We start from the raw sequence: 11,195 nt of genomic DNA on the forward strand, positions 1-11,195 counted from the left end.
ACCGCGCTTCCACGGCCGGTCGATCTTCTCGCCCTGGTCGCCGCCACCGCCGTCGTGACCGAGGAGGCCCAGGTGCCGATCACCACCGACACGCCGTCGACGTCGATCAGCTTGCGCACGGCGCGCACCGCGGCCTCGGGGTTCGTCTGGGTGTCCTCGCTCACGAGGTCGATCTGCCCGCCGAGAAGGCCGCCCGCCGCGTTCACCGCCGAGAAGACGTTGGCCGCCGCGTCGCGCATCGACGGGCCGTAGGTGCCGCCGACGCCGGTGAGCGGCGTGAGCGTGCCGAACTTGATCGCCGTGCCCTGCGCGCGCAGGATCGCGGGCGTCGCCAGGAGGGCCGTCGCCCCCAGCATGACCGCGCGGCGGGTGGGCTGGAACAGTCTGGTCGTCTCAGTCATGGGAATGCACCTCGCATCTTAACCCCCCAGGAAGGCCTTACGGACATCCGCGTCCGCGGCCAGCTCGCTTGCTACGCCCTCGATGTGGTTCTGCCCGGCCGTCAGGATGTAGGCCCGGTCGGCCAGCGCCAGCGCGTCGAGCGCGTTCTGTTCCACGAGGACCACCGTGACGCCTTGGTCGCGGATGCCCCGGATCGTCTCGAAGAGGCCCGCCGCCGCGACCGGCGACAGGCCCGCCGACGGCTCGTCGAGCAGCATCAGCACCGGCGCCACCATCAGCGCGATGGCCACCGCCAGCACCTGCCGCTGCCCGCCCGAGAGCGTGCGCGCGGCCTCGCGCCGCTTCTCGCCCAGCATGGGGAAACGCTCGAACATCTCGTCGATGCGCGCGCGGGTGTGGGCGGGGTCGAGGTAGCCGCCGATCTCGAGGTTCTCGCGGATCGTCATCGTCGGGAAGACGTTCGCTTCCTGCGGGACGTAGGCGACGCCGTGGCGCGCGATCTCGCGCGGCCTGAGGCCCGTCAGCGCCTGCCCGTCGAGCGTCACCGCGCCCTCGCGGAGGTTGAGCTGACCGGCGATGGCCTTGAGGAGCGTGGATTTTCCCGCCCCGTTGGGCCCGAGGATCGCGACGATCTCGCCCGGCTCGGCACGGGCCGAGACCCCCTTCAGGATCGTGTCGGCGCGGGTGTAGCCGCCCACGACGCTCTCGACGGACAGAAGGCTCATGCCCGGACCCCGAGATAGGCGTTCTGCACCCGCGGGTCCGCGGCGATCTCGTCGAAGGTGCCGGACATCAGCGTGGTGCCCTGCGCCATGACCACGACCGGGTCGCAGATGCGCGCGACGATATCCATGTCGTGCTCGACGATGAGGAAGGTCAGGTCCTCCTCCTCGCGGAGCTGCACGATCCGCTCCGCGATCTCGGCCGAGAGGGTGGGGTTCACGCCCGCCACCGGCTCGTCGAGCAGGATCATCCGCGGCCGCGCCATCAGCGCGCGCCCGATCTCCAGCAGCTTCTTCTGCCCGCCCGACAGTGCGTCGGTCAGGTTGCCGAGGACATGGTCGAGCCTCAGGCGCCGCGCGATGCCATGCGCCCGGTCGAGCAGCTCCGCCTCCCGCGCGCGCGCCGCGCCGGGGCGGAAGAGGGCGGTCAGCATCGCCTCGCCCGGCTGGTCCTCGCCATGAAGGAGCAGCGTCTCGAGCACCGTCAGCGTCGGGAAGCCGCGCGCGATCTGGAAGGTGCGCACGAGGCCGTGGGCGTGGATGCCGTCGGGCGTGAGGCCGGTGATCTCCGCGCCGCCGAAGCGGACGCTGCCGCCCTCGGGCGGGATCACGCCCGAGATGCAGTTGAACGCGGTGGTCTTGCCCGCGCCGTTCGGCCCGATCAGCGCCGTGATCGTGCCGGCGCGAACCTCGAAGCTCGCCCCGGTCAGCGCCTGGACGCCGTAGAAACTGCGGCGCAGGTCGCGCACCTCGAGCAGGGCTGCCGAAGCGCGTGTCTCCCGTGCCGCGTCCAGGCTCGCGATCGTTTCCATGACCTGCACGATTGCCGCAGAGGATTGGCCTGACAAGAAAAAAATCGATATTGACCGCGTGAATCTTTGTCTTGTCCGCGGCGTGGATGTAGATCGGTAGCGAACCACGGCAGGGAGACAGGGGATCATGCGCATCAGGATCGAGAATTGCGGGCTCTTCGACGGGCTGGGCCACGCGGTGCAGCCGGGGATGCACGTTCTCGTCGCCGACGGCGCGGTGGCAGAGGTGTCCGAAACCGCCATCGCCGCCGGGGCCGACCGGGTGATCGACGGCACCGGCATGACGCTGATGCCCGGCCTCATCGACGCGCATGTCCACATCGCCGCCGCCACGCCGAACCTCGCCGCGCTCGAGGCCATGCACCCGACCTACGTGGCGCACTGGACGGCGCGGAACCTCTCGAAGATGCTCGACCGGGGCTTCACCTCGGTGCGCGACGTGGGCGGCGGCGACGCCGGGACCAAGTTCGCGCAGGCCGAGGGCCTGATCCGCGGCCCGCGCGTCTGGACCTCCGGCAAGGCGCTCGGCCAGACCGGGGGGCATACCGACTTCCGCGGCCGCAGCCGGGCCGAGCTGAGCGACATCCAGCGCCGCCACCTGCCGTCGCTCGGCCGCATCGTCGATGGCGTGCCGGAATGCCTGCGCGCGGCGCGGGACGAGCTGCGCCTCGGCGCCGACTTCGTGAAGATCATGGCCAATGGCGGCGTGGCCACGCCCACCGATCCCATCGACTGGATCCAGTTCACCCCCGAGGAGATCCGGGCCATCGTCACCGTCGCCGAGGCCGCCTGCACCTATGTCGCGGCGCATACCTACACCGCGAAGGCCATCGAGCATGCCTGCGTGAACGGGGTGCGCACGCTCGAGCACTGCAACCTGATCGACGACCGCGTGGCCGGTATCCTGAAGGAACGCGGCGCCTTCGCCGTGCCGACGCTGGTGATCTACGACTGCCTCGACCGGCACGCCGACGCCATCGGCCTGGGGCAGGACAACCGCGCCAAGAACCGCATCGTGCGCGAGGCGGGCCTGCGCTCGCTCGAGATCCTGCAGCGCGCGGGCGTGCCGATGGGCTACGGCACCGACCTCCTCGGCTGGATGCACGACGACCAGTCCGAGGAGTTCAGGCTGCGCGGGCAGGTTCTGCCCGCAGCCGACGTGCTGCGCTCGGCCACCTCGGTCAACGCCGCGCTCCTGCGCCGGCCCGACCTCGGCCACGTCGCGCCCGGCGCGACGGCGGACCTCATCCTCGTCGCGGGCGACCCCGTGGCCGACATCGCCTGCCTCACCGGCCAGGGCGAGCGCATCCCGCTGGTGATCCAGGGCGGCCAGGTGGTGAAGGACGCGCTCTGATCCGCGGGCCCCGGGCCCCCCGCCCGCCCTGTCCCGCCGCAAGGCCCCTTCGGCCGCCGGACGGACCCGCCGATCCACCGGCCCCGCCAGCCGCCCGCCCGGCATGAACGAACGCGCTTGCGGTGCGAACAGGGCGCGAGGTCGAAGGAAGGCTGGAGGCGAGTACCGGAATCGAACCGGTGTGCACGGATTTGCAATCCGCTGCGTAACCACTCCGCCAACTCGCCGGAGGAGTGCAGGGGTAAGGTCTCGCGAGGTGTCCGTCAAGGCACCAAGCGAAGTGCCTTCACCGATTTGCTCCCGGTCATTTGGGGGGTGGACGAAGCCACTTTGTGGCGGTCAGTCAGGATCTGACGCGACCTACGTCAAGGCCCCACGCTTCCGAGCAGCGCTGCGCGCCCGCATCTCCTGGCGCGCGGCTCCCGCATACTTCCGGATCATCGCCATCGAGGCGTGTCCATTGAACGATGCGATCTCGTCGTCGGTGCAACCGGCCGTCGCAAGTTCCTGCACGCCCCGGTACCGAAGCGCGTGCAGATCGAAGTCGAGAAGACCGAGACGCGCGCGCTCTTCCCGCATGATGCGGGCCATCTTGAAGTAGCTGAAGGCGCGCCCGTCCGCATCCGCGATGATCGTCGTCATCGCGCCCGGAGGAGCAGCGCATGCGCTCGAAAGCCCCACTCGTGATGCTGGTGCGGAGATGGGGACGCTTCTGGCCCCTGTCAATGCTCATGAAGGATGGGCGATGAGGACCAGCCAGCGATCCTGATCCACACCCGCTCGTGCCTGATTTGGGGCATGCGCCGCCCGCAGCTGATGGAGAGCGGGATGCTGGGCGTCGTGGGCGAGGCGCTCGGCGGCTAGCTCCACCGCCCTTCCAGCGACAGCATCCGTGCCGCGGCGCAGATGCGGGCGAAGTCGGCGGAGGTGCGGACCTCGTGGGTGTCGGGCACCGCGGCGACGGCGGCGCGGAAGGTAGGGAGGTCGATCCAGCCGCTCTCCTCCGGGAACCCTCCCGCCTCCACCCGCGCCTTCAGGGCGCGCCAGCGGGCGAGGGTGCCGGCGGCGCGCAGGGCTTCGTTGGCCTTCTCGACCTTGTGGAGCTGCTTCGGGAAACGCCCTTCGGTCACGTTCCGCGCGAGCCAGCGGCCGTAGCCGTCGGCCATGTGGAGGCGGCCGGGCACGCTCAGCATGAACTCCAGGAGGCGCCGGTCGAGGAGGGGGTAGCGGTACTGCACGCCGCGTTCCGCCGACCACGTCGCCCAGGTCTCCATCCGCGAGGCGAGGTGGCCCATCAGGACGAGGTTCGCGAGATAGCGGCGCGGGTCGGCGATGAGCCGCGTGTCCTCGCCGTGGTAGGGGCCTCGATCCGGGGGCAGGGCGCGCAGCCGCGCGCTGGGGAAGGCGCCCTCGGCGAAGCGGTCGCTGAAGGGGGCGAGGCGGAGGTAGAGCGGATCGGGCATGAGCGGCGCGATCCCCCAGGACGTCAGCGCGCGCAACAGGGCCCCCGGATGCCGCCGTCCGCCCGCATGGATGCGCGTGGCGCGGACGGTCGCCCATAGCCGTCCGCGCCGGATGTGGCCGGCGAGCGTGCCGTAGCCATGGGCCGAGAAGCCCTCGTCCCCGCCCCAGCCGGAGAGGAGGATGCGCACGCCGTCCTCCTGCGCCGCCTCGAGGACGGAGAGCTCCTCGTCGAGGTTGTTGATCCCCTCGAACTCGATCGGGCGGTCGAGGAAGTCGAGGTCCGACCCGTCGCTCCGGGCGAGGCGGAGGGGAACGCCCGCGCGCTCGGCCAGGGGGATCAGCCGGCGCCGCTCGTCGAAGCGGCGGAGTTCGGGGAAGGCCTCGGACACGGGGGGCGACCAGCCGTAGGCGGCGCGGAGCCGCACGCCATCAAGGCCGAGCGCCTCCGACGCCTCGGTGAAAACCGTGCCGGAATCGATCCCGCCGCTGAGGTGCGTGCCGACGGGAAGCTCTGTGTCGATCCGCGCCGCGACCGCCTGCCGGAGGAGGTGGCGCAGGTGCTCGACATAGTCGGCGTCGCGGGCGTGGCGGATCTCGGGGAGGTCGCGCGGCCGCCACCAGCGCTCGGTCCGGACGCCCTCGGCGTCGATGGTGACGATCGAGCCCGGCGGGACCGTCTCCACCCCCCGGAGGAAGCCCCGCGGCATCGGGCGGTTGGGACCGGCGAGATGGCGGGCGACGGAAGCCTCGTTGATGCGCCAGTCCTCGCCCGGATCGACGATGCCGCGGATGTCGGTGGCGAAGCGCAGCTCCGCCCCGCGCCGCGCCCAGTAGAGCGGGCGCGTGCCCACATGATCCCGCGCGAGGGTCAGCCGCCGCGCGTCCTCGTCCCAGGCGGCGAAGGCGTAGTCGCCGTGGAGCTGCGCGGGCGTCTCCGCGCCCCGGCGGGCGAAGGTCCGGCCGATGAGGGAGGTGTCGGTGGCGTCCGGGTCCGCGTCGCGGGTGTCGAGCACGGCGTCGGCCACGAGGTGGAGCGAGCCGTCGCGGAAGATCTCGGCGCGGGAGGGGCGGTCGGAGCGGGCGTTGAAGTGCACGGCAGCTAGTGCGACGCCGCCCTCCGCCTGGAGGACGCTATCCTCGCCGTAGTGCGCAATGCGCGCGACCGCGCGCTCGAAGGTGCGCGCTTCGACGGGCGCGCCGTCGAGACTTATCCGGCCGAGGATCGCGCTCACATCGTCCTTCGGCAATCCATGTGTAGCTTCATCCGATGCGCCACGGACGGCTCACGAGGAAGAAGGGCACTGGCGTCTTGCATGCTGAGCAGGCGCCCGCGACCCTGCTCAACTGGTCACGAGCACCCGTCACCGGGCAGCGTGACCGGCGGATTGCCCTGGTTCTTGCACTCAGCCTGGGCGTCCGGGTCTCGAGAGAGAGTCGCCTCAACATCTAGCTGCACCAGCGTCGGTTTGTGCCACGCCTTGCGTTTCGTGGGTTCCATGGCAGACACCTCCCTTCCCAATAATTACCAATGTTAACATATATGTGACGAATTTGCGACAGGAACCCGTGTCGCAGGACCGGCAACAATGCGTTAACGATCTGGAAACTCAGGCGGGGAGGGCGTCGTCCTCGGTGTCCTCGCGTCTCCGCTCGGCGAGGCTGCCCACCCCGCGGGGCCAGGCATGGGCCCAGCCGATGCCGAGGAGGAAGGCGAAGAGGGCGGCGGTCGCGGGCATCTGGAGGCTGAAGTCCACGAGTGAATGCAGCCCGCCCGCGACGAGCGCGGCGCAGGCGACGACCGGGAAGACACGGTTCCTCTGCCGCACGACCGCGCCCCGCAGGATCACGACGGCGACAATCAGAAGCGCCCCGTAGAAGGCGAGCGCGGCGGGCAGGCCCATCTCCCAGAGGTTCTCGAGATAGGAGTTGTGGGCGCGCGACCATTCGGCGCCCGCTGCCTCGAAGGGCACCAGCGGGCGGAACGTGTCCTGGAAGGCGGCGAGCCCGTGGCCCTGCATCAGCCGGTCGCCGAGGTGCGCCACGATCTCGGGGTAGACGACGAAGCGCAACTCGCCCGCCCCGCTGGCGAAGCGCGCCAGCACGTTCTCGGACAGGACGGTGAGGAAGGCGCCGACGACGACCGCGAGACTGAGCCAGACCACGCCCGACCCGCCCCGCTTGCGCTGGAGGAGGAGGACAAGCACGGCGAGCCCCACGAGGCCCGAGGCGACGCCCGCCCGGCTGGTCGACAGGAGCAGCGCCGACAGGCACATGAGCGCGCCGAAGAGGAAGACCCAGGCGCCCGAGAAGAAGCGCTCCAGCACGCTGCGGAGCGCGCTCCGCCGCGAGGCCGGCTCCTCCGACGAGCGGACCATGTCGAGATAGACCGCGACATTCGCGAAAAGGCCGAAGGCGGCGTAGAGCGCGTAGGAATTGCGGTTCACGAAGGTGGCCGAGACGCTCGGTGTCGCCTGTTCGCCGAGGACGACGTTCTCGCCGACCAGCACGGCATAGAGGCCGAAGAGGGCGAGCGCCGTCGAGTAGAAGGCGAAGGCCTTGAGGAAGGCGAGCGACCGCCGCGCGTTCATCGAGGCCTGGACCGCGATCCAGAAGACCATGGCGTAGGTCACGAGCCTGAGGACCCCGTGCATCCCCGCCACCGGCGTGGCCGAGACGGTGCCCGCGCCCTCCGGCGCGAGCGCCCACAAGGGATGCGCCCAGTCCGCCGGAAGCCCCGGCAGCGTCTGCGCGAGGCACCACGCCACCGCGCCCAGATAGAGGATCGCCGGGATGGTGAGCCGCCGGTTCGCCCAATGCCCGCCCCGGATCGCCGTCAGCGCGACCTGCAGCACGAAGAGCGCCATCACCGCGAAGCCCAGGAGCGTCCAGTAGACGGGCGCGTTGCCGCCGTGGAAGACCGCCACGAAGAGGACGAGGCCGAGCGTCGTCCAGCCGAGCACCGACTGGCTCAGCGACGAGAAGGGCGACCGGCGCACGACGTGATCGACCATGTCCGTCCCCGTCTCCCTGCCCCGTCCCCGCTCGCCGTCAGTCGACGTAGTAGTTCCGGTAGCGGCCCCGGTAGGAGCTGTAGCCCTCGTAGGCGTAGCGGGACGCCTTGGCTTCGTTCACCAGCGACAGGACGACGCCCGCGACGGGCGCGTTGATCGTCCGCAGCTCCTTCAGCCCCTCGAGCACCGCGCCGCGCGGCGTGTGATCCCAGCGGACCACGTAGACGACGACATCGGCGTGCGCCGAGAGGATCCTCGGGTCCGCGACGGCCAGCGTCGGCGGCGTGTCGAGGATGACGAGGTCGTAGGTGGCCTTCAGTTCCGCGATCAGCTCGTCGAAGCGCCGGGACGAAAGGATGTCGGCCGCGTTCACAGTCGAGCGCGGCTCCGACGGCTTGGTCATCAGGACGTGGAGGCCCGACTCCTCGTCGCGATGGATCGCCTCCTCGAGGGGCACGGTGCCCTCGATGGCCGAGAGCAGGCCAGGCCTTTCGTCCGTGGTCCCGAGCAGGTCGGCGAGTGCCGGAAGCCTGAGGTCGCAGTCCACGATGACCGCCGAGCGGCCCATCTGCCGGCTCGTCAGCGCCACGAGCGTCGCGGTCGTCGACTTGCCCTCGCGCGGAACGGAGGAGGTGAACATCACCACCTTGGGCGGCGTGTCCACGTTGGAGAAGAGGATCGAGGTCCGGAGACTTCGCACCGCCTCGGCGAGGCTCGACTTCGGCTTCTCGCGGAAGCGTTGCAGCACCGTCTTCCGCCGCACGCGGCGTCCCACCATCGGCAGGACACCGAGCACCGTCTCGCCGGTCATCTGCTCGAGCTGCGGCGCCGAGCGGAAGGTGTTGTTGAGCTTGTCGAGGAGGAAGATCAGGCCCATGCCCGCCAGCGCACCCGCGATGAGGGCCACTGTCACGGTCCGGTTCTGGCGCTGCGTCTGCGGGGACAGCGGGATCTCGGCGCGGGTCAGGATGCGCGCGTCCGGCTCCTCCAACCGCTCCTGCTCGGAGGTTTCCTGAAGCCGGGCGAGGAAGTTCTCGTAGAGGATACGGCTCGCTTCCGCCTCGCGCTCGAGCTGGCGGATCGTGACCTGGTCCCGTGACTGCTCGAGGGCGAGCGTCTCGAGCGCGCGCACGTCGGCCTGGATGTCGGCCTCCTCCTGACGGAGAGATTCCCAGCTGAGCCGCGCGGCCTCGACGATCTGTTCCGCCTCGTCGCGCATGTTCCGCGACGCCTGGTCGAGGAGCGTGTCGACGCGCTGAACGGCCGGGTGTTCCTCGCTGACGCTCTCCAGAAGACCCGCGCGCTGCGCCAGGAGCTCGGTGCGCTGGGTGCGGAACTGGTTGATCACGGGCGAGGAGCGGAACTCGGGAATCGCGCCGTATTCCGCTTCGTCGTCGAGGGCCGCGTTCAGGCGTTGGTAGGTCGCTTCCGCCGTGCGCGTCTCGTTCCGTGCGACCGAAAGCGTGGCGTTCAGCGCCTGGAGCTGCTGCTGCGTGATTTCGAGGCTCTGCCCCGCCTCGAAGGATTGCGTGGCGCGGGCGCTCTCGACGGCCTCCTCGGCCACTTGCAACCGGTCGCGCAGCTCGTCCACCCGGCCGCTCAGCCAGTCGGTCGCCGCCCGCGTCGCGTCGAGGCGGGCGTCGAGCTGGTCGATGATGTACTGTTCCGCGAAGGCGTTCGCGACCGCGGCCGCGGTGCGGGGATTCTGCGACACGAACCCGATCTCGATCACGCGGGAGTCCGGCACCGGACGGATGAGCAGCCTTGCCAGGACGTTTTCGATCACGATCCGCCGCTCGAGCTGGGCAATCTCTTCCGGATCGGGGTCCGGCCTCGGGGGCGGTGGCGGCGACAGGACGCCGATGTCCATGAGGCTGTCGCGCGCCCAGTCGGGCACCTCGACGACATCGCGCGCGCGGTCCACCAGCGTCACCTCGACCGGGCGCAAGCGCGGGTTGAACTCGGGGTTCTGCACGAGGCCCAGCTCGTCGACGACCTTCTCGGCGAGATTGGTCGACCGCAGGACCTCGATCTGATCCTGTAGGCCGTTGCGCGCGGTCGGTACCTGCGCGGTGGCGCCGATGTCGATGATCTCCCGTCCGGGCGCGTCGAACATGACTTTCGCCGCAGCCCGATAGATCGGCACATATTGGGCCGCCGTCAGATACCCGAACGCCCCCGCGAACAGCACGCAGATCGCGATGATCCACTTGCCGCGCCAGAGCCGCGCGAGAATCGCCCTCAGGTCGATCAGGTCGTCGTCGTCGTCCTGCTGCCGGGGGCCTCCCGGAACGGGACCGGCCGGCTTCAGTGCGCCCATTCTGTTCTCTCTCATGCGGAACCCGAAGCCCTGGCCATCACGCTTGTCCCGCCTTATGACCGATCGGGCGGTCAAAGGACAGTCCCGCGACACGGCCCTTCGACCCGAAACAGCCAATCGCGCGCCATTCCGGCGCGATTTGCACGGAATATGAACAATTGCCGCCTGTCATGGAATTGTGCGTTGAAGATGACGGTCTCGGAAGCTATCGTCTCCGCGGGCTTGATACGATTATTCGACGGGTGAATTCATGCGCTGGGCATTCGGACTGACCTTCATCCTGTTCCTCTCGAGCGCGATGCCGGCCGCCGCCACGGGCACCGACTGGCGCCAGGCCTGGTGCACGCAGTTCCTCGACCGCGTCGAGGTCGCGATCGCCCAGTTCCAGGATCTCGACGAGGGCGCGCGCATCCAGGTCGCCCGCAGCCATCACCTGCGCCACCTCCGCCGCAGCGTGCGCCAGACTGTGGTCTACTGCATCCGCCTGCTCGCCGATCAGACCGACGACACAAGCCGCAGCACCTACGACCACCAGCAGACCTGGGAACTGGCCTGGCGGCGCTGAGACCGGCTCACGGTTCCAGCCGGAAGTCCCGCAACTCCTCGAGCATCGCCTCCGCATCCTCCATGAGGAAGCGGAGATACGTGCGGTCGTAGGTCTCGAGCACCCTGAGATCGCCGTCGATCAGCTCGGCCGTGGCGTCGTCCGCGCGCCAGTCCGGCCCGATCATCGCGTCGAGCGTGTCGACCAGCGACAGCCGCTCGGAGGCCTCGCTCATGTTGTAGGGCGCGAGCTCCCAGGAGACGCGGAGCGCGCGTTCCGCCGCCGCGACGTCGCCTTGCAGGGCGTGCGCCCAGGCGAGGCTCGTCCAGGCGTCGGCATGGCCCGGCGCGCCGGCGATGCTCCGCAGGAACAGCGCCTCGGCGCGTTCGGCGTGCGCCTCGAGAACCTCTGGATCGGGCAACTCCTCCTCGCCGAGGAGGAGGAAGGCCGCATCGCTCCGGAGGTAGCCGAAGCCGAGCTGGAAATCGTAGGCGCTGCGGTCGTAGAGCGCGTCGCTCTCAGGCACACGCCAATCGCCGAGGACGCCCTCGGAGCGGAGCGCGGTC

Annotated in this window: 11 protein-coding genes and 1 tRNA gene; 3 read left to right on the forward strand and 9 right to left on the reverse strand. The window is 70.0% G+C overall.

The features are described 5' to 3' along the window. The 3 genes from ACTS11_RS05015 to ACTS11_RS05025 form a co-directional block, all read right to left on the reverse strand. On the reverse strand, positions 1-401 hold a 401-nt coding region (locus tag ACTS11_RS05015; RefSeq protein ID WP_442639247.1), incomplete at its 3' end, for an ABC transporter substrate-binding protein. A gap of 18 nt (positions 402-419) precedes the next feature. Next, entirely contained in the window at positions 420-1,127 is a 708-nt protein-coding gene (locus ACTS11_RS05020) for an ABC transporter ATP-binding protein (RefSeq protein ID WP_442639248.1), read from the reverse strand. Then, a complete protein-coding gene (locus ACTS11_RS05025) occupies positions 1,124-1,936 on the reverse strand; it encodes an ABC transporter ATP-binding protein (protein WP_442639249.1) in 813 nt (270 codons plus the stop codon). The genes ACTS11_RS05020 and ACTS11_RS05025 overlap by 4 nt, the downstream gene beginning before the upstream one ends. Before the next feature lie 127 nt (positions 1,937-2,063). Here ACTS11_RS05025 and ACTS11_RS05030 point away from each other — a divergent pair, with 127 nt between their 5' ends. Beyond that, entirely contained in the window at positions 2,064-3,290 is a 1,227-nt protein-coding gene (locus ACTS11_RS05030) for an amidohydrolase family protein (RefSeq protein WP_442639250.1), read from the forward strand. Positions 3,291-3,443: 153 nt separating this feature from the next. Here ACTS11_RS05030 and ACTS11_RS05035 read toward each other — a convergent pair. Both ACTS11_RS05035 and ACTS11_RS05040 read right to left on the reverse strand, forming a co-directional pair. Next, a tRNA-Cys gene (locus tag ACTS11_RS05035) sits at positions 3,444-3,517 on the reverse strand. Between the two features lie 133 nt (positions 3,518-3,650). Continuing rightward, a complete protein-coding gene (locus tag ACTS11_RS05040) occupies positions 3,651-3,932 on the reverse strand; it encodes a hypothetical protein (protein ID WP_442639251.1) in 282 nt (93 codons plus the stop codon). A 96-nt stretch (positions 3,933-4,028) separates the two neighbouring features. Here ACTS11_RS05040 and ACTS11_RS05045 point away from each other — a divergent pair, with 96 nt between their 5' ends. Further along, complete coding sequence (locus tag ACTS11_RS05045) at positions 4,029-4,154, forward strand: hypothetical protein (protein ID WP_442639252.1); 126 nt, start codon at positions 4,029-4,031, stop codon at positions 4,152-4,154. On the opposite strand, the gene ACTS11_RS05050 is transcribed toward ACTS11_RS05045, so the two are convergent. From ACTS11_RS05050 to ACTS11_RS05060, 3 genes are all read right to left on the reverse strand, one after another. Next, on the reverse strand, positions 4,151-6,001 hold the full coding sequence (locus tag ACTS11_RS05050; protein WP_442639253.1) for an asparagine synthetase B family protein: 1,851 nt from the start codon (positions 5,999-6,001) through the stop codon (positions 4,151-4,153). The genes ACTS11_RS05045 and ACTS11_RS05050 overlap by 4 nt on opposite strands. A gap of 360 nt (positions 6,002-6,361) precedes the next feature. Further along, on the reverse strand, positions 6,362-7,765 hold the full coding sequence (locus tag ACTS11_RS05055; protein WP_442639254.1) for an O-antigen ligase family protein: 1,404 nt from the start codon (positions 7,763-7,765) through the stop codon (positions 6,362-6,364). A 37-nt stretch (positions 7,766-7,802) separates the two neighbouring features. Beyond that, positions 7,803-10,085 (reverse strand): GumC family protein, encoded by a 2,283-nt coding sequence (locus ACTS11_RS05060; protein ID WP_442639255.1) that lies wholly within the window; start codon positions 10,083-10,085, stop codon positions 7,803-7,805. A 250-nt stretch (positions 10,086-10,335) separates the two neighbouring features. Here ACTS11_RS05060 and ACTS11_RS05065 point away from each other — a divergent pair, with 250 nt between their 5' ends. Continuing rightward, entirely contained in the window at positions 10,336-10,650 is a 315-nt protein-coding gene (locus ACTS11_RS05065) for a hypothetical protein (protein WP_442639256.1), read from the forward strand. Positions 10,651-10,657: 7 nt separating this feature from the next. On the opposite strand, the gene ACTS11_RS05070 is transcribed toward ACTS11_RS05065, so the two are convergent. After that, on the reverse strand, positions 10,658-11,195 hold a 538-nt coding region (locus ACTS11_RS05070; RefSeq protein WP_442639257.1), incomplete at its 5' end, for a hypothetical protein.

Source organism: Roseicyclus sp. (genome assembly GCF_052168335.1).
GTDB lineage: Bacteria > Pseudomonadota > Alphaproteobacteria > Rhodobacterales > Rhodobacteraceae > Roseibacterium.

Excerpts from the sequence above, each read along its gene's own strand:
- ACTS11_RS05065 (WP_442639256.1), top strand. The coding sequence starts at position 10,336 with ATGCGCTGGGCATTCGGACTGACCTTCATCCTGTTCCTCTCGAGCGCG.
- ACTS11_RS05060 (WP_442639255.1), bottom strand. The coding sequence starts at position 10,085 with ATGGGCGCACTGAAGCCGGCCGGTCCCGTTCCGGGAGGCCCCCGGCAG.
- ACTS11_RS05055 (WP_442639254.1), bottom strand. The coding sequence starts at position 7,765 with ATGGTCGATCACGTCGTGCGCCGGTCGCCCTTCTCGTCGCTGAGCCAG.
- ACTS11_RS05040 (WP_442639251.1), bottom strand. The coding sequence starts at position 3,932 with ATGACGACGATCATCGCGGATGCGGACGGGCGCGCCTTCAGCTACTTC.
- ACTS11_RS05030 (WP_442639250.1), top strand. The coding sequence starts at position 2,064 with ATGCGCATCAGGATCGAGAATTGCGGGCTCTTCGACGGGCTGGGCCAC.
- ACTS11_RS05045 (WP_442639252.1), top strand. The coding sequence starts at position 4,029 with ATGGGCGATGAGGACCAGCCAGCGATCCTGATCCACACCCGCTCGTGC.
- ACTS11_RS05025 (WP_442639249.1), bottom strand. The coding sequence starts at position 1,936 with ATGGAAACGATCGCGAGCCTGGACGCGGCACGGGAGACACGCGCTTCG.
- ACTS11_RS05020 (WP_442639248.1), bottom strand. The coding sequence starts at position 1,127 with ATGAGCCTTCTGTCCGTCGAGAGCGTCGTGGGCGGCTACACCCGCGCC.